Origin of the sequence: Streptomyces sp. NPDC059743 (genome assembly GCF_042732975.1) — a bacterium.
Taxonomy (GTDB): domain Bacteria; phylum Actinomycetota; class Actinomycetes; order Streptomycetales; family Streptomycetaceae; genus Streptomyces.
In genome coordinates, this window is the sequence record NZ_JBHWGS010000011.1 from 280,373 (window position 1) to 300,717 (window position 20,345).

24 protein-coding genes, 1 tRNA gene and 1 riboswitch are annotated in these 20,345 nt (G+C 69.7%); of the genes, 19 read left to right on the forward strand and 6 right to left on the reverse strand.

The features are described from left to right. Nucleotides 1-40 precede the first annotated feature (40 nt). Nucleotides 41-253 carry a hypothetical protein gene (locus ACFV6H_RS21410; protein ID WP_385544330.1) on the forward strand — a complete coding sequence of 71 codons (213 nt, stop codon included), beginning with the start codon at nucleotides 41-43 and terminating at the stop codon, nucleotides 251-253. Here the strand turns inward: ACFV6H_RS21410 and ACFV6H_RS21415 are convergent. Further along, on the reverse strand, nucleotides 238-993 hold the full coding sequence (locus tag ACFV6H_RS21415; protein WP_385544333.1) for a VWA domain-containing protein: 756 nt from the start codon (nucleotides 991-993) through the stop codon (nucleotides 238-240). The genes ACFV6H_RS21410 and ACFV6H_RS21415 overlap by 16 nt on opposite strands. Before the next feature lie 56 nt (nucleotides 994-1,049). On the opposite strand from ACFV6H_RS21415, the gene ACFV6H_RS21420 reads away from it, so the two are divergent. The 13 genes from ACFV6H_RS21420 (at nucleotide 1,050) to ACFV6H_RS21480 (ending at nucleotide 11,126) form a co-directional block, all read left to right on the forward strand. Continuing rightward, on the forward strand, nucleotides 1,050-1,640 hold the full coding sequence (locus ACFV6H_RS21420) for a hypothetical protein (RefSeq protein WP_385544336.1): 591 nt from the start codon (nucleotides 1,050-1,052) through the stop codon (nucleotides 1,638-1,640). A gap of 29 nt (nucleotides 1,641-1,669) precedes the next feature. Continuing rightward, complete coding sequence (locus ACFV6H_RS21425; protein ID WP_385544339.1) at nucleotides 1,670-2,686, forward strand: hypothetical protein; 1,017 nt, start codon at nucleotides 1,670-1,672, stop codon at nucleotides 2,684-2,686. A gap of 161 nt (nucleotides 2,687-2,847) precedes the next feature. Next, nucleotides 2,848-3,672: a hypothetical protein gene (locus ACFV6H_RS21430; RefSeq protein ID WP_385544342.1), complete on the forward strand. Its 825-nt coding sequence runs from the start codon at nucleotides 2,848-2,850 to the stop codon at nucleotides 3,670-3,672. After that, the gene (locus ACFV6H_RS21435; protein WP_385544345.1) at nucleotides 3,659-6,046 is read left to right on the forward strand and encodes a hypothetical protein; all 2,388 of its coding nucleotides are present in this window, start codon (nucleotides 3,659-3,661) and stop codon (nucleotides 6,044-6,046) included. Before ACFV6H_RS21430 ends, ACFV6H_RS21435 begins: the two co-directional genes overlap by 14 nt. Then, nucleotides 6,039-6,197 carry a hypothetical protein gene (locus ACFV6H_RS21440; protein ID WP_384780432.1) on the forward strand — a complete coding sequence of 53 codons (159 nt, stop codon included), beginning with the start codon at nucleotides 6,039-6,041 and terminating at the stop codon, nucleotides 6,195-6,197. Before ACFV6H_RS21435 ends, ACFV6H_RS21440 begins: the two co-directional genes overlap by 8 nt. Beyond that, nucleotides 6,194-6,838: a hypothetical protein gene (locus ACFV6H_RS21445; RefSeq protein ID WP_385544349.1), complete on the forward strand. Its 645-nt coding sequence runs from the start codon at nucleotides 6,194-6,196 to the stop codon at nucleotides 6,836-6,838. Before ACFV6H_RS21440 ends, ACFV6H_RS21445 begins: the two co-directional genes overlap by 4 nt. A 50-nt stretch (nucleotides 6,839-6,888) precedes the next feature. Beyond that, entirely contained in the window at nucleotides 6,889-7,728 is an 840-nt protein-coding gene (locus ACFV6H_RS21450; RefSeq protein ID WP_385544352.1) for a peptidoglycan-binding protein, read from the forward strand. Nucleotides 7,729-7,777: 49 nt separating this feature from the next. After that, complete coding sequence (locus ACFV6H_RS21455) at nucleotides 7,778-8,032, forward strand: hypothetical protein (RefSeq protein WP_066952086.1); 255 nt, start codon at nucleotides 7,778-7,780, stop codon at nucleotides 8,030-8,032. A 127-nt stretch (nucleotides 8,033-8,159) separates the two neighbouring features. After that, nucleotides 8,160-8,387 (forward strand): hypothetical protein, encoded by a 228-nt coding sequence (locus ACFV6H_RS21460; RefSeq protein ID WP_093598926.1) that lies wholly within the window; start codon nucleotides 8,160-8,162, stop codon nucleotides 8,385-8,387. A gap of 144 nt (nucleotides 8,388-8,531) precedes the next feature. After that, nucleotides 8,532-8,720, forward strand: coding sequence for a hypothetical protein (locus ACFV6H_RS21465; protein WP_384780442.1), 189 nt, complete (start codon nucleotides 8,532-8,534; stop codon nucleotides 8,718-8,720). Nucleotides 8,721-8,957: 237 nt separating this feature from the next. Then, a complete protein-coding gene (locus tag ACFV6H_RS21470; RefSeq protein WP_384780445.1) occupies nucleotides 8,958-9,503 on the forward strand; it encodes a hypothetical protein in 546 nt (181 codons plus the stop codon). 122 nt (nucleotides 9,504-9,625) lie between these two features. Then, the gene (locus ACFV6H_RS21475) at nucleotides 9,626-10,846 is read left to right on the forward strand and encodes an APC family permease (RefSeq protein ID WP_385544462.1); all 1,221 of its coding nucleotides are present in this window, start codon (nucleotides 9,626-9,628) and stop codon (nucleotides 10,844-10,846) included. A 67-nt stretch (nucleotides 10,847-10,913) separates the two neighbouring features. Then, nucleotides 10,914-11,126: a hypothetical protein gene (locus ACFV6H_RS21480; RefSeq protein WP_093598913.1), complete on the forward strand. Its 213-nt coding sequence runs from the start codon at nucleotides 10,914-10,916 to the stop codon at nucleotides 11,124-11,126. A 110-nt stretch (nucleotides 11,127-11,236) separates the two neighbouring features. Here ACFV6H_RS21480 and ACFV6H_RS21485 read toward each other — a convergent pair whose 3' ends face one another. Continuing rightward, a complete protein-coding gene (locus ACFV6H_RS21485) occupies nucleotides 11,237-11,887 on the reverse strand; it encodes an HAD family hydrolase (RefSeq protein WP_384986255.1) in 651 nt (216 codons plus the stop codon). 212 nt (nucleotides 11,888-12,099) lie between these two features. On the opposite strand from ACFV6H_RS21485, the gene ACFV6H_RS21490 reads away from it, so the two are divergent. The 5 genes from ACFV6H_RS21490 (at nucleotide 12,100) to ACFV6H_RS21510 (ending at nucleotide 16,290) form a co-directional block, all read left to right on the forward strand. Continuing rightward, a complete protein-coding gene (locus tag ACFV6H_RS21490; RefSeq protein WP_272921159.1) occupies nucleotides 12,100-12,234 on the forward strand; it encodes a hypothetical protein in 135 nt (44 codons plus the stop codon). A gap of 66 nt (nucleotides 12,235-12,300) precedes the next feature. Continuing rightward, nucleotides 12,301-12,374: transfer RNA gene (locus tag ACFV6H_RS21495), tRNA-Met, on the forward strand. A 158-nt stretch (nucleotides 12,375-12,532) separates the two neighbouring features. After that, entirely contained in the window at nucleotides 12,533-13,279 is a 747-nt protein-coding gene (locus ACFV6H_RS21500) for a MerR family transcriptional regulator (RefSeq protein WP_385544359.1), read from the forward strand. Between the two features lie 343 nt (nucleotides 13,280-13,622). Continuing rightward, nucleotides 13,623-14,753 (forward strand): PP2C family protein-serine/threonine phosphatase, encoded by a 1,131-nt coding sequence (locus ACFV6H_RS21505; RefSeq protein ID WP_384986254.1) that lies wholly within the window; start codon nucleotides 13,623-13,625, stop codon nucleotides 14,751-14,753. Between the two features lie 339 nt (nucleotides 14,754-15,092). Continuing rightward, nucleotides 15,093-15,247, forward strand: a riboswitch (cyclic di-AMP (ydaO/yuaA leader). Nucleotides 15,248-15,258: 11 nt separating this feature from the next. Next, nucleotides 15,259-16,290, forward strand: a complete 1,032-nt coding sequence (locus ACFV6H_RS21510; RefSeq protein ID WP_093594658.1) for a M23 family metallopeptidase — start codon at nucleotides 15,259-15,261, stop codon at nucleotides 16,288-16,290. Nucleotides 16,291-16,627: 337 nt separating this feature from the next. Here ACFV6H_RS21510 and ACFV6H_RS21515 read toward each other — a convergent pair whose 3' ends face one another. The 4 genes from ACFV6H_RS21515 to ACFV6H_RS21530 all read right to left on the reverse strand — a co-directional run bounded on the left by ACFV6H_RS21515 (nucleotide 16,628) and on the right by ACFV6H_RS21530 (nucleotide 20,312). After that, entirely contained in the window at nucleotides 16,628-17,971 is a 1,344-nt protein-coding gene (locus ACFV6H_RS21515; protein WP_385544363.1) for a PrsW family intramembrane metalloprotease, read from the reverse strand. 77 nt (nucleotides 17,972-18,048) lie between these two features. Continuing rightward, on the reverse strand, nucleotides 18,049-18,825 hold the full coding sequence (gene trmB, locus ACFV6H_RS21520; RefSeq protein WP_385544467.1) for a tRNA (guanosine(46)-N7)-methyltransferase TrmB: 777 nt from the start codon (nucleotides 18,823-18,825) through the stop codon (nucleotides 18,049-18,051). Between the two features lie 603 nt (nucleotides 18,826-19,428). After that, nucleotides 19,429-19,791 carry a glutamate ligase domain-containing protein gene (locus ACFV6H_RS21525; RefSeq protein ID WP_385544366.1) on the reverse strand — a complete coding sequence of 121 codons (363 nt, stop codon included), beginning with the start codon at nucleotides 19,789-19,791 and terminating at the stop codon, nucleotides 19,429-19,431. Next, nucleotides 19,791-20,312, reverse strand: a complete 522-nt coding sequence (locus ACFV6H_RS21530) for a C39 family peptidase (protein ID WP_384986168.1) — start codon at nucleotides 20,310-20,312, stop codon at nucleotides 19,791-19,793. The genes ACFV6H_RS21525 and ACFV6H_RS21530 overlap by 1 nt, the downstream gene beginning before the upstream one ends. Nucleotides 20,313-20,345 lie beyond the last annotated feature (33 nt).

Genomic DNA, 20,345 nt, shown 5'->3' on the forward strand with positions numbered 1-20,345 from the left:
ACTGGTCCGCGCCCTGCACGGCGAGGCCGCGGACTGGTCGGTGACGGACCATCTGCTGGCGTCGGTGGCCGACCGGCTCGCGGAGGCGAACTGGATGTTCGCGACGGTCAACCGCGACGAGGACAGCGAGCCGCTGGACTACCCGGAGCCGGTGCCCCGGCCGGGCGAGGAGCGGGAGGAGCGGGAGGAGCCGGTGACGGCCACGACACCGGCACAGCCCAGCGCGCTGGCTCTTGCTCAGTTCTTCCGTTGAGGGCGCGTTCTGCTCCAGCGGACGAACGGCTTGAGTACCCCACGGAAGAAGAGGTACTCGGGCGTCATCTCGATCGGGTCCCACCCGCGGTACAGGTTCACGTTGGTGATGTGCGGCGCCTCCGACCGCAGTTGGTCGAGATTGCTGAGGACGGACTCCAGATTCGGGTTGCCGGCGAACTGCCAGAAGACGTTCGCACCCGACGCCGCCTCCAACTGGTCGGCCAGGGCGGTGCGCTCCGGGCCGAGTGCCCAGAGGTAGAAAAGCACCAGGACCGGACCGTCGGCCTCCGGGACGCTCGCTGTGATCGCGTTGACCGCCTCGGCCGCGTTCTGACCGTTGAAGAGGCCGTACCGCTCGGCGTGCCGGGTGAGCAAGTTGCCCGATGCCGGTGCCGCGTCCCTGGTGAGCAGAGACTCGGGTGGGAGGACGGCCCAGTCCGCGATCCACTGCGCGGCGTGATACGGATCGAGCTCCGGCAGCCTGTGCGTCCGCGACGTGTATATCCAGGGCTGCACGGTCGTTCCGGGCGACAGGGCCCTGCCGAGCGTGGCGGCTCGGCGTGCCATGTCGGCGATGGTGCCGTTCTCGAACGGATGGCGATGTGCCCCCGGAAGAGCCAGCATCACACGTGGCGAACGCCCTTCGGCCCCGCTCACCCGGGTGGCCACGGAGGCGGCGAACCGTCCTTTTCCGGGTTTCCGGATCTTTTCCGGCAGATGTGTTTTGTTGGCAGTCATGGCCGCAGGTTACGGCGCCGCCGGACAGCGGCGCAATTAGTTCGACGGGAGTGCTCATGGGCTTCGACATAGACAAGGACCTCTACTTTGTCAGCAAGGAAACGGAGGCCATCAAGAAAGCCTTGACCGGCATCAGCCTCACGACCACCGGGCTCAGTCATTCGATGACCGGTGTCAAAGGTGACATTGAAGGGCTGAAGGCCGCTCTGTCCGTGGTGGCCGCGACCGCACAGATTCTCAAGGTGGATTACAGCCTCTGGAAGATCGACGAGAAGGGAATCAGCTTCCGCGGGGTTCAGACGCACCTGTGGAGCAATGTCTTGCGGGCGGAGGAGACGAAGGCAGCGGAAAAGAAGAGAGGCCTGATGGCCGAACTCCGCGAACTGTTCGCCGCCAAGGCCAAGGAAGATGACATCGCAAAGTCCAGGAAAGAGGCCGACAAAGCGTGGAAGAGCGCCGGCCTTGCGCGGACGGAGGCGGACAAGGCCAAAAGAGGGGCCGAACTGGCCAACCGTGGTGTCGCGCAGCTCCGGAACCAGTTGCGCGCCGCCGGGGCAGGTGCGGATCTGGGTACTCGCCAAAAAGGGGAGTTCGACAAGATGCGTAACTCGATCCAAGGTCTGAGCCAGGCGCTTGCGGGGATCTGATCGCTCACATCGAGTGAATTGAGGAAGAAATGAATCTCAAGCAGGCCGTCACTCAGGTCGATGCCAGGCTCGGCGGACTGAGGAATTCCCTCGGGCAGACCGGCACGGCGATGAACCGGGTCAGGAGCGGTGCCGACACGGCCGGCGGCGCTGTCGGCAAGCTCCGTACCGCGGCCGTCAATGGCGACAGTGCGCTGGGCAAGCTGAGAACCGGACTGACCAGCGCCGACACGACCCTCGCCAAGTCCAAGGGCGCCGCCGACAAGTTCAAGTCGTCCCTGGACAAGCTCAAGTCCTCCGCCGACAAGACCAAGAGCGCTTTGCGGGATGTGAAGCAGCAGGCGGACGCCGTGGAGAAGTCCGTGGGGAAGGCCGGCAAGAACGCCGACAAGGGCGGGAAGTCGATGGGAGGTCTCGGGAAGGGGCTCAAGGGCGCGAGTCTCGCTCAGAAAGGGCTGAACCTCGCCATGGCGGCCAGCCCGTTCGGGCTGATCATGACGTTGGTCGCCCCGCTCATCGCCCAGTTCGTGAATATGGACAAGGTCGCCGCCGTGGTCCGCAGGGGCCTCTCGGCCGCCTGGAGTCATATCAAGAGTTCCTCGCAGTCCGCCGCGAAGATCCTCGGTCCCCTCTTCACCGGCGTCGTGAACGGGTTCCTGTCGCCTACGCGGATGCTGGTCCGCGGGCTCAACGTACTGATCGGCGGGCTGAACCACGTCAAGTTCAAGGTTCCGGACTGGGTGCCCGTCATCGGCGGCAGGGGCTTCGCGTTCAACCTGCCGAAGATCCCGGTGCCGCAGCTCGCCCAGGGCGGTGTCGTCCAGGCCCGTACCGGCGGCACCCTCGCCGTGCTCGGTGAGGGCGGTGAGTCCGAGGCCGTCATCCCTCTCTCCGAGCTGGAGCGGATGCTCGGCTCCGGCGGCGGTATGCGCCGGCTCGCCGCCGCCGTCGAGCAGCTCGCCGAGCGGCCCGTCGTCGTCCAGGTCGACGCCCAGACCATCGCCCGCGCGGTATTCCTGGGACAGCGTCAGCTCGCCCGACGGTGAGCTGACACAGAGGCGTCCACCGCCTCCGTACCGTCCACCGCCTTCGTACCGGCCACCACCTCCGTACCGCCCACCCCGAAACAGCCAGGCCGACGGTCCTCCGCCGTCGGCCTCTTCCATGTCCAGACCGCCATGTCCAGACCACCAAGGGAAGGGTTTCCATGGGCAACCTGTGGATCGGACCACCCGGCCGCCTCATCGAGATCGACCAGGCGGCCAAGTCCTTCGAGCGCGCCGCCGACCTGGGTGTCAGCGAGTTCAAGGCGCTCTCGGGACGGATCACCGTCACCCGCACCGCCGCCCCGGTACGGAGGATCAAGCTGAGCTGGGACATGCTGCTGCCTCAGCACGCGCGCGTCCTCGACCGGCTGGCCCGGCGCGTGGACGGGCCCGGCCCGCACGTGCTGATCGACCCGGCGGCCGGCAATGTGCTGAATCCCGCGCAGGCCACCGGCACCGGTCCCACCGGCGCCGCCGGACTCGACCAGTGGTTCAAGGTGTCGGCGAACGGCTCCGTGGTGGAGACCGCGTACGGGGCCTTCGCGTTCACCGCCGCCGACGCGACCAGCGTCGTCGGCTGGCGCTGCGTACCGTGGAAAGGCGACTTCCCGGCCGCGCCGGGTCTGCGGGTCTCCTTCCGCGCGCCGACCGCCGTCGCCGCCCTCGGCACCTGCTCGGTGGGCATCGACTTCAAGCGCGCCGACGGATCCTTCATCAGCGGCGTGAACGCGTCCGGTCCCTTTGTCGCGGGCACCGCTCCGGCCGGAACGACGCATCTGACCCCGACGGCCAGGCCCGGTACGGCGGGTACGTACGCCTTCGCGGGCGCCTGCCTCACCTACGGCGGCGACACCGCGGCCGACAACGTACCCGGCGACGACCTGCCGCCGATGTCCGTCACCGGCTACAGCGACACTCCGGGCCGCCCGCTGCCGTACCGCTCGGTCGGCATCGACCTCGTGGAGGTGTCCGGTGCAGCGGGCTGACGACGCCACAGAGGAGGCGCTCGCCGCCGGCGAGCGCACCGTCACCCACACCACGCGCCTCGGCGGCACGGATGTCTCGGCACAGGTGCAGTCGTGGCAGGTGGAGCGGTCCTACGCGACCGATCTGCCGCCCGCGATGCGCGCCTTCTCGGGCAGTTCCGCGGCCCAGCTCACCCTCCAGCTCGGCGGTACGAAGAACACGGCGGCGCCCGAGCTGTACTCGCCGTGGGCCCCGCGGTCCACGGGTGACAGCGCCCGCCCCGGCCAGAGCGTGGTGCACGAGGCCGGCGTCGGCCCGGCCACACTGCCCGCCTTCCGCGGCACCCTGCGCAACCGCAGCGCCCAGTCCGGCACCGACTCGGTGCAGTTGACCGCGCTCGACGGAGCCGAGCGGCTGCGCGCGCCGGCCGAGCTGCCGCGCCCGTACACCGGCCTGTACTGGGCGCGTCCACTGGCGACGGCCACCTGGTGCGTGGACGAACTGCTGCGCCAGGCCGGGCTGTTCTCGTCGCCACCGCCGCGGGCCGCGCAGTTCGTGGCCGGGCAGCCGCTCAGCCTCGTCCACGCGACGCTGCACGGCGGTTTCGCGACGCCCTTCGGGATGCCGGAGGACCTGCCGGACCCGCGCCACTACACCTGGTCGCGCTCCGGCGCTCCGCACGAGATGGCGCTGGTCCCCAAGGGACTGCCGCCCGGCCAGAGCGGCGTGACGGCCTCCTGGTTCCCTCGCAGCCGCGTCACCGTGCCGGGCAGCCGGCTGTTCGTCGAGGCGTGGGTCAACACCGCCGTCGGTATCGGGGACACGATCCGTATCGACCTGGAGCTGAACCGGACGGGCAATGTCACCGGCACCCTCTCCATCGACGTCGACTTCGTCGAGGGCACCTTCGCCGCATGGTCGCTCAGCACCGACCCCAATGTGCCGGGAAGCGGCCTGGCCTGGGGCCATAACGCAACGGCGATGAAGACACAGCGCGGCGTGTGGCACATCGGCGCGTACATCGATGTGTTCGCCGCCACCTCCGGCCAGGCCCTGCCCGCCTTCACCCCGCTGATGACCGCGCCGAACGGCACGACCTGGACGGGCCCCACCGGTACCTTCGCGGCGGACAAGGGGCCGCAGCCGGTGGCCGAGCTGCGCAAGGTACGGCTGGTCACCACCATGGCGACCGAAGGAGTCCAGGTCACCGCCGGGCTGACAGCGGTGCCGTCGGCGAGCGCGTTCGCGCAGTCCGGCTGGACGAAGACCGCCGAACTCGACGACGCGATCCTGCCGCTGCGCACCATCCCCAAGGTGTCGGGCTCGCAGTGGGAGGCGATCGGGCAGATCGCCAAGGCCGCCATGTCGACGGCCGAGCTGGACGAGGGCGGCCGGTTCCGCTGGCGTAATTTCACCCGGTTCGCGACCGTGCCGACCACCCCCGATCTGACGCTGACGTCCGTACGCGACATCGCGGCGCTCACCGTCACCGAGGAGATCGACGCCTGCCGCAACTTCTGCGCACAGCCCGTCAGGGACTGGAGCGCGGTACGGCTCGTGAGCGGTGAGCCCGTCGTGGACACCCAGGTGCGGGAGATCCCGGGGAACGGCACGCTCACCGTCTCGTACACCTTCGGCGAGGACGAGCTGGACGTGGGCCCGCCGGAGACGGACGACGACTCCGTGGCCACCCCCGGCTCCGGTTTCCGGGTGGCGACGCAGAACGCGGCGGGCGCGGCGGCCGTCAAGGGCTCGGTGGACGCGATGGTACGGCGCGAGAACGGCAGCATCGTGCTGCGCCTGACCAACCGCACCGCGACGAGGCTGTACACCGTCACCAGGACGGGCGAGCCGTCCATCACCATCGTCCCCCTCAAACCGGACCGCGATCCGGTGGAGCGGCAGGCGGTGTCGTACGTGGCCGGCGGCTCCAGCGAACGCTGGTACGGGCGCCAGGAGTTCTTCGGTGAGACCAGCGAATGGGTCCAGGACCTCGCAGCCGCACGGCAGTTGGCGGACGCCATGCGGGCGGCCGGCGAGTTCCCGGTGCCGGTGTTCGCGGATGTCCAGGTCCTGTACGACCCGCGTATCCAGCTCGGCGACGTGGTGAGGATCGTCGACACGACCGGGGCCGAGATCAGCACGCTCGCCTGGGTCGTCGGCATCACCACGGCGGCGAACGCCGACGGCACCGTGCAGCAGACACTCAGCCTGCGCGGTGTGACGGCGAACGGCGTGCCCGAGGACACGGGCCTCACCCCGGACGTCCCCGCCGTCGTGGCGCCCGCGGTCCGGGCCACCTACGCCGCGGTCGCCGCCGCCTACCCGGCCCTCGCCGACCTGTCGGCGGCGGGCGTCACCTGGAGCGATGTGAAGGAGACCGGCCTTGTCTGAGTCCGCGCCCGAGCCGGTCCAGCCGAGCCCGGAACTGCTGCGGGAGCTCGCCGAAGCGACCGCGGCCGAGCCCGGCACCGACCCTCAGCCGTCCAACGGCGGTGAGCTGTTGACGGTCACCGTCACCGATGCCCAGGAGGATCCCGTATGACTGTCCAGTACACGCCGATGAGCAATCTGCCCTATCCGCAGCCGGCCGACCCGGCCGATCTGCCCGCGCACCTGAAGGCGCTCGCCGAGGCCCTCGACCACCGTACGGTGCTGCGTTTCGCGGACGCCGCCGCGCGGGACGCGAAGGTGACCGCACCGATCGCAGGCATGCTCGCCTGGGTCGGCAGCCCCGGCCGGCTGATGTACTACACCGGCGCGGAGTGGGTGCCCGCCGCGCCGACACCGGTGTACAAGATCAATCTCACCTCCGGGACCACGACGTCCACCACCTTCGTGGAGACTCTGTCGACCGGCGATCCCGTGACCGTCTCGTTCCTCGCGCCCGCCTCCGGCCAGCTTCTCGTGACCGTCGGGGGCTATCTGTGGTCGTCCGTGGCGAACAACGCGTCCGTCATGTCGGCGATCATCCGCAATTCCTCGGGCACGGTCAGCCTCGCCGCCAGCGACAACCGCGCCGCGCTGGTCAACAGCGTCTCCCGGGCCTCCGTGTCGTCGCAGTTCCTGGTCACGGGTCTCACCCCGGGCGCCACGTACTCGGCGACTCCCGCCTACCGGTCGGGCGCCACCAGCAACACGGCCAGCTTCGACAGCCGATTCATCCGCGTCGACCCGATTCCGTAACGCCCTGTGTCATCTGACATACCGTCAATAACGTGCCAGGAGGAGCCTTCATGGCCACACCTCTCGGCGCCGACGCCTTCGCCCGCGCCCTGCGCGGCGAGGGCGTCGTCGTCTCCGAACACGCCAACTGGCGTACCCACAGCCGTAATCACCAAGGGCCCTGGGGTCCGGTCCACGGGGTGATGCTGCACCACACCGCAGGTACGGACAGCCTCCGCCTCTGCCGGGACGGCACCGCGGCCCTGCCGGGCCCGCTCTGCGTCGGGCTGATCGCCAAGGACGGCACGGTCCATCTGCTGGGCTACGGCCGTACGAACCACGCCGGTCCGGGCTCGGCCGCGGTCCTGGAGGCCGTACGGAGGGAGAAGTCCTCCCTCCCCGTTCCCGGCCCTGACACCGTGGACGGCAACGCGCGCTTCTACGGCTTCGAGATCGAGAACGCGGGGAACGGGCGGGACCCGTACCCGAGCGCCCAACTCGCCGCCGTGGAACGGCTGTCGGCGGCGGTCTGCCGCGCCCACGGCTGGTCGGCGGCGAGCGTGGTCGGACACAAGGAGTGGACCCGCCGCAAGATCGACCCATCGTTCCCGATGAACGGGATGCGCGCGCGGATCGCGGCCCGGCTGGGCCTCGGGCCTGCCTCGTACGAACCGTTCCCGGGCGCGGCCTTCTTCGTGCCGGGCCGCCGCAGTGAGCTGATCACCGCCGTCGGCAAGCGGCTGGTGGCCGAAGGCTGCGGCCGGTACTCGACCGGTCCCGGCCCCGTCTGGACGGGAGCCGACGTTCTCTCCTACGCGGCCTGGCAGCGCAAGCTCGGCTATGTGGGCACGGACGCCGACGGCATCCCGGGCCGGACGAGCTGGGACAAGCTGCGCGTCCCGCGTGCGTGAACGCGTGAATGCGTGAACGTGCGAAGGAGTACGACGGAAGGAGCCGCCGATGACAGCGGCTGAGGCCGAGGCCGTCGCGCTGGAGCTGGAGCGGCTGCGCCGCTCGGTCGACGTGGGATTCGCCACCACCCGCGGTGACCTCGCGCTCCTCCTCCAGCGCGCCGACCAGACCGACAAGACCCTCGATGAGCACGAGTCCCGCCTCGACGCCCTGGAACGCGCCCGCTGGCCCCTCCCCTCGCTGGCCGCGGCCACGTCCTGCATGGCGCTGGCGCTGACGATCTGGCAGTCGCTCGGGCGCTGAGGGAAGGAGCAAATGGCGCTTACCCGAAAGAGGGAAGAATAGTATTTTTCGAAACTGTTCGAGGCGGAAGGTGGAATTCGTTCCGTGGCCGCGGTATCTCCGTGGCGCGTCGAACAAGGAGCCCTCTATGCGTCGAACTCTCGCATCCCTGGCCTCGGTCGGCCTGGGGCTGTCCGTAGTGGTCGGTCTCGCGGGGACCGCCGCGGCGGCTGTTCCCTCGCCGGCGGCTGCCGGTCCCGGAGATCTTGTGCTGGCCTACCAGTGCAATGCCGGTGGCGGCACGGTCGTTTACCCCCTCGGTCCCGTCGCCAGGTGTGAAGGCGGACGGTTCGCCGGTTCCATCGTGGTGGTGTAGCGGGCGGCGGAGCGTGACCGGCCGGCCTGTCGGCTCGTCCGCTCCGTACGACGGAGAGACAGAGCGGCGCGTGCCCTGTCAATGGGTGCGCGTTTCCCAGGTACTCAACGTACTCACAGGTACTCAACAGTGTGGGAGAGAAATATGCGTATCAGCAGAGCTGTGGCGGTCTCGGGTCTGGTCCTCGCGGGAATCCTCGGATCCGCCGGGGCCGCGACTGCCGCCGGGCACCCGGGGGACTCGCCCCTGGTGAGCGTCGGACAGGTCGATGACTCGATCGAGGGGCTCTCGGTCGTGGATCTTCTGGAGCACGCCGTGGACTTCCTCGACTGACTGAGGCCAGAGGTCCAGAGGTCCGGAGGTCAGGAGATCCGGAGGTCAATCCGGAGGTCAGGAGATCCCGGCCGGATCCGGCAGACAGAGTGCACGTGCCCTTCCGCTCGGCTCGCCAAGGGCCGGCGGAAGGGCCTTGGCGTTCCAGGGCTTCTTCCGTGGGAGCGGACGGCTGCGGGACGATCGGCGGGCGGTGCCCCTCGCACCTGCGATCCGCCGAGATCTCGGAGGCCCTACGTGACGGTGATAGTCGGACTGGTCCACAAGAAGCGTGTCTATCTGGGAGGCGACTCCGCCGGAGTCGCCGGGTACCAGCTCACCGTCCGCCGCGATCCCAAGGTGTTCACCAACGGTCCCTACGCCATGGGCTTCACCACCAGTTTCCGGATGGGACAGTTGCTCCAGCACGCCTTCAAGGTGCCGCGGCCCAAGGGAGATCTGGATCGGTTCATGGTCACTACATTCGTCAACGCCCTGCGGACCTGCCTCAAGGACGGCGGCTGGGCGCGGAAGGAGTCCGAGCAGGAGCAGGCCGGGACCTTTCTGGTGGGCGTACGAGGGCGGCTGTTCGCCATAGACAGCGACTATCAGGTGGGCGAGTCGGCCGACGGCTACGCGGCCGTCGGATGCGGTGATGAATTCGCCCTCGGCGCCCTGCACGCGACCGCCGATCTGGCCATGAAGCCGCGCGCCCGGCTCGCCGCCGCGCTGGCCGCCGCCGACCATCACAGTGCCGGAGTGTCCGCGCCGTATCTCTACGTCGCCACACCGCGCCCGTCGTGAACGGATCGAGTACGGGCGCGTCCGGTACGTCGGGCATCTCGGGTACGTCAGGCTCCTCGGGTACGGGAGAACTCGTCCGGCGCCTCGGGCTGTTCGACGCCGTGACCATCGGCCTGGGCGCGATGATCGGCGCGGGCATCTTCGCCGCGCTCGCGCCCGCCGCCGCGGCGGCCGGCTCCGGGCTGATGGTCGGACTGGCGCTCGCCGCCGTGGTGGCGTACTGCAACGCGACCTCCTCCGCGCGGCTCGCCGCCCTCTATCCGGCCTCCGGCGGAACGTATGTCTACGGCCGTGAGCGGCTCGGCCCGTTCTGGGGATATCTCGCCGGATGGGCCTTCGTGATCGGCAAGACCGCCTCCTGCGCGGCGATGGCGCTGACCGTGGGCGCCTACGCCTGGCCGGGACAGGCGCACGCCGTGGCGGTCGCCGCCGTGGTGGCGCTGACCGCCGTGAACTGTGTCGGAGTACAGAAGTCCGCCTGGCTCACCAGAGCCGTCGTCGCCGTCGTACTGGCCGTGCTCGCCGCCGTGGTCGTCGCCTGTCTGACCGCGAATACGGTCAGTGCCGCGGACAGCGCCGGGACCGGAACCGGGCCCGGCCTCGGTACGGGCGTCACCCTCGGTGTCACCTTCGGCGGAGTGTTGCAGGCGGCCGGGCTGCTGTTCTTCGCGTTCGCCGGCTACGCGCGTATCGCCACGCTCGGCGAGGAGGTCCGCGATCCCGCCCGTACGATCCCGCGCGCGATCCCTCTCGCCCTCGGTATCACCTTGGTCGTGTACGCCGCTGTCGCGCTCGCCGTGCTGCACGTCCTGAGCCCGGACCGGCTGGCCGACGCCACGGCCCCGCTGGCCGAGGCGGTGCGCGCGGCCGGTGTTCCCGCGCTCGCGCCGGTGGTACGGGTGGGCGCGGCCGTCGCCGCCGTCGGCTCGCTGCTCGCGCTCATCCTCGGTGTCTCGCGTACGACACTGGCGATGGCCCGCGACCGTCATCTGCCGCACGCCCTGGCCGCCGTACACCCGCGCTTCAAGGTGCCGCAGCGCGCCGAACTCGCCGTAGGCGCGGTCGTCGCCCTCGCCGCCGCCACCGTGGACGTACGCGGTGCGATCGGCTTCTCGTCGTTCGGCGTTCTCGCCTACTACGCCGTCGCCAACGCCGCCGCCCTCACTCTCACCTCCGCCGAGAAGCGCCCGCCGCGCGCCGCGCCCGTACTCGGACTCGCCGGCTGTCTGCTCCTCGCCTTCGCCCTGCCGCTCTCCTCGGTCGTGCCGGGCGCCGCCGTACTCGCGGCGGGCGCGGCCGTGTACGCGGTCCGCAGGCGTACGAGGCCGGATCGAAACATGTGACGGGTGTGATCAGAACGTAGCTTCCCAGCGGCTGCGCGGCGGGCGGGAAGGTCGCACTCTTGGGCCTATGAGTGATGCACCGATCGTCGTCCACCGGGCGTCGGGGACAGGCGGGCGGCGGGTCACGGTCCGTGGGCGGATCATGGGACTCGCCCACTCCGACGACCATCTTGTCGAATTCCTGCGTCTGGCCGGGCTGCCCGACGCCTGGGAACTGCTCGACGACCCGGAGTGGGTGGAGTGGCAGGGCGGTCCCGCGCACGAATACAGCGTCGTATGAGGTGATCATCTTCCGACTGGGTGATCAGCCTCCGCGCCTGCGCCCTTCCGCGCCCGCGCCCGCGCCTCGGCGGCTACGTACGCATAAGGAGCCCTGCCCGCGTCCAGGCCTCAGTCCGGCGGGATCGCCGCCGCGATCGAGGTGAGCTGCGTCAGACTGTCGATCCGCCAGTCCGCCGCCTCCACCACCTCCGGGTCGTCCGCCCAGAGATAGCCCCAGGGACCGCGCCGCAGATGGGCGGTGCGCAGGCCGGCGCGGTGGGCCGGGAACAGGTCGTACGCGGGATGGTCGCCCACGTACACCGTTCTGTCGGGCGCCGCCCGCGCCGCCTCGATGACATGGCCGAAGAACTCCGGAGCCGGTTTGGCCACGCCCCACTCGGCTGAGGTGGCCACCAGATCGGCGGGCAGATCGAGGCGGCGCAGCAGGTCACCGGCCTTGACGGTCTGGTTGCCCGCGAGCACGACACGGATGCCGAGGGCCTGGAGACCGGCCAGGGCGGGCCGTACGTCCGGGTAGAGGTCGGACTCGTCGAGATGCTCGCCGCGCCCGGCCGCCTCTCTGGCGCGGTTGGCCTCGCCGATGTCCATGCCGGGCTTGATCAGCCGGAGGGCGTCGGCGTTGTCCTTGTTCTGGACGGTGGCGGCGCCCACCAGTGCGGAGATGGTGTGCCGGGGAATGCCCAGCCAGTCGGCCCAGGAGGCCCAGTAGCGGTCGTCGCGTACGAGGGTCTCGCCGACGTCGAACACGATGGTTTCGATCACCGGTCCAAGCGTAGGGGGACACGCTCCGCCGATTGTCAGTGGCTGGCCGTAGCCTGTCTCCTATGTTCGCTTCCTCGTCCGCGCACGCTTCTTCGTCCTCGTCGGCTTCTTCGTCCGACTCGGTATCGAGTGCCGCCTCCGGTGCTGCGTCTGCCGCGTCTGCCGCGTCGGACTCTCCGTCCACGAGCGGTCCCGTCCGGTCCGCCGCCGTGGTCAACGCGGAGATCCGCGCCCTGTGGGCACGGGCCGGCAGCTCGCTCCCGCCCGCCGAGCAGGAGCGCTACCAGCGGCTTCTGGTGGAATGGGCCGCCGCGGTACGGGCCGATGTCGTCACGGCGGCCTAGCCTGGCGCGTCCTCGCCACGAGTGGTGATGATCTTGCTCTGAATGGCGTAAGGTTGTGTTTACCGACGCGGGGTGGAGCAGCTCGGTAGCTCGCTGGGCTCATAACCCAGAGGTCGCAGGTTCAAATCCTGTCCCCGCTACTGAACAGAAGCCGAAGGCCCGGATTCCAAGTGGATCCGGGTCTTCGTCGTTTCCGTGCCACCGCGTCCCCATATCCGTATATCCGTGCCATCCGTATATCCGTGCCGCCGTTTTCGCGCTTGACCTTTACGTAACGTCAAGTTCTACCGTCGAAGCCATGGAGTGGTCGATCCAGGAGATCGCGAAGAAGGCCGGCACCACCAGCCGCACGCTCAGGCACTACGGCGAGCTGGGACTGCTGGTGCCCAGCAGGACCGGCGCCAACGGCTACCGCTACTACGACCAGGACGCCCTGGTCCGGCTCCAGCGGATTCTGCTGCTGCGGGAGCTGGGACTCGGGCTGCCGGCGATCGCCCGGATCCTCGACGGCCAGCAGGACACGGCTGTCGCCCTGCGCACGCATCTCAGGCTGCTGGAGCAGGAGCGCGAGCGCGTCGAGCGGCTGATCGCCTCGGTGCGGACCACTCTCCACAAGACCGCGACGGGAGAGGAACTCATGGCCGAGGAAGTGCTCGACGGCTTCGATCACACACGGTACGAGCAGGAGGTGACCGAGCGTTGGGGCCGGGAGGCATATCAGAAGAGCGACCGCTGGTGGAGCGCGCTCAGCGACGAGGAGCGCCAGGGCTTCCAGGACCGGCACGAGGCCATCGCCCGCGACTGGGCACGGGCGAAGGAGGCAGGGCTCGCCGCCGACAGCGACGAGGCCCAGGCCGTCGCCCGGCGTCACTGCGACTGGCTGTCGGTGACGGTCGAGCTCACCAAGCCGTATGTCATCGGTGTGACGAAAATGTATGTGGATGATGAACGGTTCAGAGCGGCCTATGACAAGTACGGTGAAGGGACAGCAGTGCTCGTACGGGACGCCATGAAGGTGTACGCCGAGCGCCACCTGACTGACTGACCGGTCATACGGCCGGTCGGTCGGCCGACTCAGCGGCTGACCGGGCCAACCAGCCCGGCGGCCGGCGCGGCGACCGACCGGCCATCTGACCGACTGGCCGTCCGGCTGTCTGACCTGCTGTGGAGCCGGTCGCGATCCGATCTGCTCCATAGCCCACTCGGCCGACGGCGAGTCGCCGCCGCGGACGGCAGCGGCCAGCCTGGGTGGGGCGCGGTACCGTCCGTAGCCCTAGGCGGAACCGGGCAGGTGACCACTGGTGGGGAAGCTGAGGAGGCTCAGGGAGTGCCTGAGCGGCAGCGGTCGGCGGGCCGACGAGACGGTCGGTCTCACGTCGAGTGACGGGGTGCCGGTTTCGGGCGGCCGGGTCCGTACCGGGCGGCGGCTGGTCCGCGTTCTGCCTCTGCTCGTGCTCGTCGTCGGAGTGATCTTCGACTCCCTGACTCCGACACGTGTCACGGCCGCCCCACTCTACGCGGCGGCCCCGCTGGTCGCCGCGCCGTTCTACCCGCTGATCGGCACGCTGCTGGTCGCCATCGCCTCGCTGCTCTTCGAGCTGGCGATGCATCTCTACGCCAACTCGCTCATGACGCTGGAGGCGCTCAGCGAGCTGCTGACCGTTGTGGTCGTCTCGCTCCTCGCGCTGTACATCAGCGGAGTGCTGCGCCGCAGCGGGCAGCGGCTCGCCTCCGCCCGGATCATCGCCGAGACCGCTCAACGGGCGGTGCTGCCGAGACCCGCCGAACGGATCGGCGGGCTGCGTATCGCCGCGCGGTACGAGGCGGCCCAGGAAGGCGCGTTCATCGGCGGCGACCTCTTCGCCGTACAGGACACGCCGTACGGAGTACGACTGGTGGTCGGGGACGTACGGGGGAAAGGGCTTGAGGCGGTCGAGGCGGTGGCCGTCGTCATCGGGTCCTTCCGGGAGGCCGCCGAACAGGAGAGCTCGCTGGAGGGCGTGGCGCAGCGGCTGGAGCGGGCTCTCACGCGCGACGGGACCAGACGTGGCGGGCTGGACGCGTTCGAAGGCTTCACCACGGCCGTGCTCGCCGAGATCCCGCACGACGGAGATGTGGTGAAGCTGGTCAACCGAGGGCATCCCGATCCGCTGCTGATGTGCGAGAACGGCGCGGTACGGATGCTGGAGACGCGCGATCCCGCGCTGCCGCTCGGGATGAGCGAACTGGGCGCCTGGCCGGACCGTGCCCAGCAGGCCAAGTACCCGGTTGGATCGACGCTGCTCTTCTACACGGACGGACTCTCCGAGGCGCGTGATTCCCGTGGTGTCTTCTATGTGCCGCGCGACCGGCTCGACGGACGGATCTTCCAAGGGCCCGACGAACTGCTCCAGGCGCTGATCGACGACGTACGGCTGCACACGGGCGGCGGGAGCCAGGACGACATGGCGCTGCTGGCGGTGAACCGGCCCACGGAGGTCGAGCCGGAACGGCGCAGGACGATACCTCTCGTGCCCTGACTCGTTCCCTGACGGACGTGTCCTGGGCGTCCTGCATGTCCCGCGCGATCCCTGTGCTCCGGGCGTCCCACGTGTCCCGGGCGTGCTCGCGCGCGGTCCGTCGGGCCGTCACCACCGTGTGTGATCGATAGGTATCCCTCCGCATAACATTTGACATACCGTCAGGTATGCCGGGCGTGCTGAAAGGCAGTCAGCTCGCCCGATTGCGTATGCATGTGCCCTGGTGTGTCCGATGCGAAGTTGTTAATGATCACCCGGAACGGCTTGGAATAAGGGCCCGGTCTCTATTAACGTTCGATAACGCAGCGCGGTCGTCCCAGCCGTCGTAAGAGTCGGCACCGTGCTCACGCGCCGAATCCCGCAAGGGAACCGGGGAACCACCAATTGGGGTGAATCGGGAGTTCTTTGCTGCCTTGCGCAGCTCAGGGCGACCGTAGGAGACCTTCCTGCTCCGAACCCGTCAGCTAACCCGGTAGGCGAGAAGGAAGGAAAGGAGTGCGCCTCAGTGGCGTCCAATCAGCCTGCCCCCACGGTCCCCTTCGAAACCACCTCCTTCGGCACCGAGCCGGAGCGGGCATGGGGCGAGTGGAATCCCACCGAGGAGTCCGTACGCCCGGTACGCGGCAGGCATCGCGTCGGCAAGCAGCGCAACGGCTTCGCCCGTAGCTCCACCGTCCTCGGCGTGGGTGTCATAGCCGCCGTCGGCGCGGGCGGTATGGCCACCGCGCAGGACAAGCCCGCGGTCTCCATATCCCTGCCCGACGCCATCACGGACAATCTTCCCGACGCCGGTTCGCTCCCGGGCATGGGATCGCTGGCGGCCGACGAGGCCGAGCCGGATCTGCTGGCCAGCGCACCGCTCACCACCGCCGGTATGACGGCGGCGGACGCGGAACAGGGCGCCACGGACGCGGGCGAGGCCCTGCGGGCCCGGATCCTCCAGCAGGCCGAGCAGCAGCAGAACGAGGCCGACGCCACGGAGAAGGCGGCTGCGGAGCGCGCTGCGGCCGAGCAGGCCGCGGCACTGGCCAAGAAGCAGCAGACCGAGGCCGAGAAGAAGATCGAAGAGGCGAAGAAGAAGGCCGAGGCGGAGGCCAGGGCCAAGGCGGAGGCGGAGCGCCTCGCGAAGCTGGCCGCCAGTTTCGCTCTTCCCACCTCCTCGTACACCATCACCTCCACCTACGGTGAGTCCGGCTCCATGTGGTCCTCCGGCTACCACACCGGTCTGGACTTCGCCGCTCCGACGGGCACGCCGGTCAAGGCCGTGCACAGCGGCACGGTCACCTCGGCCGGCTGGTCGGGCTCGTACGGCTACCGGACCATCCTGGAGCTGGATGACGGTACGGAGATCTGGTACTGCCACCAGTCCTCGATGACCGTCACCGCCGGGCAGAAGGTCACCACCGGCGAGACCATCGGCCGGGTCGGCGCGACCGGCAATGTGACCGGGCCGCATCTGCACCTCGAAGTCCACACGGCGGGCGGCTCCGGTGTCGATCCCATGAGCTGGCTGCGCAGCAAGGGCCTGGCTCCCTGAGCCACGCCGCGTGACTCCCTGAGTGCCGCCGCCCGACCGCGCTCCTCGGCCCTCGGCTTGATCCCCGTGGCATCACGCTGTCCCCGTCCCCGGCGGCTCCGGCGCTAGGCCCTGTCCGGCCGGTCTTCGTGGGCCCGGAACGCCCGGCACGGCACCTCGCCGCGTTGTCGGAGTTGCCCGAGTACATCCAGTACACGGGCAATCCTCCGCCTTGCGATGCACCGCACCGGACGCCCCGGGCTGATCCACGAAGACCGGCCGGACAGGACCTAGCCCCCCGACGCCTGGGCCGCCGGTCCCGTCGGTCTTCGGCCGGTCGTTGGCTGGCAGTAGGTCGTCAGTACTGGCGGTACGGGTTGTAGCCGTCGTAGTCGATGTACGGCGGCGGCACCGGCACCCGGCCCGTGGCCCGCGCGGCATAGGTCAGCGCGGGCCCGGCCGTCTCCCTGCGTTCCCAGAGATGGTGCAGCAGCTCCTGCTCGCGCTCCACGAAGTCCGGGCCGGTCCTGCCGCGCTGGGCGTCATGGCGCAGAAACGCCAGGGACGTCGCGAACGCCTCGTACTCGCCGACCGATCTGGACGCCTGAGGTCCGTACGTACGGGCCGCGAAATCGCGCGCCACCGTGCGCGCCCGCATCGAGGAGAGCGCCTGAGGCGCGGACGCAGGCAGCCAGCCCGCCGCCGCGTACGCGGGCAGCTCGGCCGAGACCGTACGCAGCTCGCGCTGTCTGCTCCAGATTGCCAGCCAGGTCAGCAGCCCGAAGACCGGCACCATGAACACCGCGTACACGGCGTAGAAGCCGAACGGGCCGAAGAGCGACGTCGAGCCGTTCCACAGTGCGTGCATACCCATCGCCAGCGCCAGACCGAGCGGCGGGAGGGCCAGCCGCCGGATCTTCTGGTGGCGGGCCGCCGTCGCCGCCAGGCCGAAGCCTATGCCCGTGAGCACGGTGAAGAGCGGGTGCGCGAACGGCGCCAGCACCACCCGTACGAAGAAGGTCGCCGCCGTTATGGAGGCCAGGCCTGCGCTGCCCGCGCTCCGGTCCTCGCCGAAGGCGCTGCCGAGATAGAGGATGTTCTCGGTGAAGGCGAAGCCGGTGGCGGTGAAGCCCGCGAACACGACTCCGTCGACCAGCCCGGTGAAGTCCCGTCTGCGGAACAGGAAGACCAGCAGGATCGCCGCGGCCTTGGCGCTCTCCTCCACGACCGGCGCTATCACCGTGACGCCCAGGGACTCCGCGCCGGCCGGGTCGGCGGTGGCGGTGGCTATCCACCGGATCGCGAAGGTGTTGGCGATGATCGCGACCAGGGCGGCGGCGAAGGCGCCCCAGGCGAACGAGAACAGCAGATTCCGCCAGGGCCCTGGATCGACGCGGTCCAGCCAGCGGAAGGCCGCGACCAGGAGCGGTACGGGCAGCACGGCGAGCCCGAGGCCGACCAGAAAGCCCTCGGTGCCGGTCTGGTCCCGGACGAGCGCCAGGATCACCAGGCCGCAGAGGGCGAGCAGCGTGATCACGGCTCCCGCTCGCACCGCCCGATGGCGCCAGAAGGCGCGGCGCGGCCGATAGCGCCTGCGGGCAGGCTCCGGCACGGCGGTCCACAGGTCGCCGAGCTGCTGCTGCCGCTCGTAGACGGGGATCGCCGGGCCCGGATCGAGGCGCTGCTGAGTGGGTTCCGACACGCGACGACCCTAACGAGCGGCACTGACACCGGCGATGGTGCCTGTGCGGCTACCGGCGGTTACGGGGCCGGGCGGCGTCAGGCGGACGGCTGTTCCGGCCGTTCATGGAGATCCGGCAGATCCGGTACGCGGCGGAACAGCAGATCGCGTACGACATGGCCCTTGTCGAGTCCCTGGCCCTCGAACCGGGTCAGCGGCCGGAAGGCGGGCCGTGGCGCGTATCCGCCGTCCGGCCGGGTGTTCTCGAAGCCCGGGTGGGCCGTCAGCTCCGCGAGCATCTGCTCGGCGTACGGCTCCCAGTCGGTCGCGCAGTGCAGCAGGGCCCCGGGCTTCAGCCGGCTCGCGGCCAGCGTGAGGAACTCCGGCTGGATCAGCCGCCGCTTGTGATGGCGCTTCTTGGGCCAGGGATCCGGGAAGTAGACCCGCAGTCCGTCGAGGGACCCGGGCGGCAGCATCTCCCTGAGCAGGATGATCGCGTCGCCGTTGGCCACCCGGATGTTGGACAGCCCGTTCTCCTCCGCGAGCCGGAGAAGATTTCCCTGGCCCGGCGTGTGCACATCGACGGCGAGTATGCCGGTGCCCGGGTCGTCCGCGGCCATGCGCGCGGTGGCCTCGCCCATCCCGAAGCCGATCTCCAGGACGACCGGCAGCCCGTCGAACAGCTCGTACGGGTCCAGGACCCGCCGGCCGTCGATGTCCAGGCCCCAGACGGGCCACAGCCGCCGCAGCGCGTCGGCCTGCCCCGTGGTGACGCGGCTGCGGCGCGGCTGGAAGCTGCGGATACGCCGCTCGAAGTGCGAGCCCGCAGGATCGGCGGCGGGCCCGCTACCGTCGGGAAACATCCGACTCATCATGCGGTCCCCGGCCCGCTCGGCCGCACCGGCGCCGTTGGTCCCGTCGGTCATGCCTCGCTCAACAGACTCGGTCGCCTCGGCCATCTCAGTCATCCCGGTCTTCTCGCGCTCGGCCACAACGCACCGATTCTACGGAGCGCCCAGGGAGTGCCCACGCCGCGCCTGCGGCGCCCGTTCCCACCTGTCTGCCAGTGTCCCTCGCCGGAGAGCCGCCCGGGGCCGCCCGGGGGCCGGCCGGGCCCGCCCCGATACGAGACAGGGAGGTCGTCGCTCGCGGACGTCGTCACACACAGGCTGTTCATCGACGCGCTCGGGCTGCCGCCGCAGGCGTTCGATCTGGCGCCGGACGTGCCGGTCGACGGTCACGGCTGTGCCGCTGACCTGTTCGCCGGGTACCCACGCCTGCCCTGGCGGTCACCGCAGCCGCAGTCGCCGGAGCGCGACAAGCCGGAACCGTGTACGCCATCCCAGGCTGAGGAACCTACGTCGCGGGCAGCGAGTAGGAAGCCCCGTTCGCTCGCCACGGGCGGAGCGCACGAACCGGGCCGGGTGGGGGCTCACACTGGACCGCCCCAGTCGTCCGCCACCAGGGAAGCAGACAGCTCAGAGGCTGGTCACGGGTTGGCCGGTGAGGGCTTGGGCGATCTGCCAAAGCTGGCCACCCCTCGACGCCTTCACGAGAACAACGTCACCGGGGCGAAGGATGGATTGGAGGTAAGCCGCAGCGGTCGCGTTGTCACCCACGAGCGCAACATCCGGGACGCCCGCCGCACCAGCCGTGAGAGCGAGCTGCTTCGCAAGATCGCCTCCGACCCCAATGACGAGATCGACACCGCGCTCGGCTGCGAAGCGTCCCATCTCGCGGTGGGCTTCCACCGCCTCGTCGCCCAGCTCCAGCATTTCTCCGAGTACGGCGATTCTCCGGCCGCCTTCGGCCTCGGTCGTGTCGCTGGCTGCCTCGGTCATCAAGACTCTCCGTTGTTCAAGGGCGCGAAGGTGATCGCACGGCCTGTGTAGGAAGGGGACAGACGACTGAGGGGGACTCGATCATGCGTCTGGCCCCACGCGGAAGGGTCTCGGATGAAGACCGCAGGGTCGGAGCCGTCCTCGTAGCCGCGCAGAATCACGAGATGGCCGCCTGAGCGGCCGTCGTCGGGAAACTGTTCCGTCACCGAAACGATCACGGGTGCTTCGTCGAGGCGTTCGAGCAGGTGCCCTTCTGGGACCGGCTCTGCGCGGGAGGGGACGCCGAGGTTGGTTGCGAGGTTGGCGATTCCTGCGTGAAGCGCTCCACGCGGGGTCAGAACCTCGTTCTTGACCGCGAGTTTCAGCAGCTCCGTGACCGTTGGAGCTTCGCGCCCGTAGGCGAGCAGGATCATCCGCAGCGACGCCAGGCCGCACGCCCGGTTGGACCATTTGGTCCGGTCCCCGAGGGCCCAGCCTCCGTGTAGATCCCACTCGGCGGGGTCGATGAGCTGTCGGCACATGGGGACATCGTGGACGCGCGGCACAGCGGGCTG

Bases quoted from the DNA above. Each gene is read 5' to 3' on its own strand.
- ACFV6H_RS21530 (WP_384986168.1), bottom strand. From the start codon at position 20,312: ATGTGCCGACAGCTCATCGACCCCGCCGAGTGGGATCTACACGGAGGC.
- ACFV6H_RS21480 (WP_093598913.1), top strand. From the start codon at position 10,914: ATGAGTGATGCACCGATCGTCGTCCACCGGGCGTCGGGGACAGGCGGG.
- ACFV6H_RS21475 (WP_385544462.1), top strand. From the start codon at position 9,626: ATGATCGGCGCGGGCATCTTCGCCGCGCTCGCGCCCGCCGCCGCGGCG.
- ACFV6H_RS21525 (WP_385544366.1), bottom strand. From the start codon at position 19,791: ATGACCGAGGCAGCCAGCGACACGACCGAGGCCGAAGGCGGCCGGAGA.
- ACFV6H_RS21460 (WP_093598926.1), top strand. From the start codon at position 8,160: ATGCGTCGAACTCTCGCATCCCTGGCCTCGGTCGGCCTGGGGCTGTCC.
- ACFV6H_RS21420 (WP_385544336.1), top strand. From the start codon at position 1,050: ATGGGCTTCGACATAGACAAGGACCTCTACTTTGTCAGCAAGGAAACG.
- ACFV6H_RS21450 (WP_385544352.1), top strand. From the start codon at position 6,889: ATGGCCACACCTCTCGGCGCCGACGCCTTCGCCCGCGCCCTGCGCGGC.
- ACFV6H_RS21445 (WP_385544349.1), top strand. From the start codon at position 6,194: ATGACTGTCCAGTACACGCCGATGAGCAATCTGCCCTATCCGCAGCCG.
- ACFV6H_RS21455 (WP_066952086.1), top strand. From the start codon at position 7,778: ATGACAGCGGCTGAGGCCGAGGCCGTCGCGCTGGAGCTGGAGCGGCTG.
- ACFV6H_RS21430 (WP_385544342.1), top strand. From the start codon at position 2,848: ATGGGCAACCTGTGGATCGGACCACCCGGCCGCCTCATCGAGATCGAC.
- ACFV6H_RS21500 (WP_385544359.1), top strand. From the start codon at position 12,533: ATGGAGTGGTCGATCCAGGAGATCGCGAAGAAGGCCGGCACCACCAGC.
- ACFV6H_RS21415 (WP_385544333.1), bottom strand. From the start codon at position 993: ATGACTGCCAACAAAACACATCTGCCGGAAAAGATCCGGAAACCCGGA.
- ACFV6H_RS21425 (WP_385544339.1), top strand. From the start codon at position 1,670: ATGAATCTCAAGCAGGCCGTCACTCAGGTCGATGCCAGGCTCGGCGGA.
- ACFV6H_RS21465 (WP_384780442.1), top strand. From the start codon at position 8,532: ATGCGTATCAGCAGAGCTGTGGCGGTCTCGGGTCTGGTCCTCGCGGGA.
- trmB (WP_385544467.1), bottom strand. From the start codon at position 18,825: ATGATGAGTCGGATGTTTCCCGACGGTAGCGGGCCCGCCGCCGATCCT.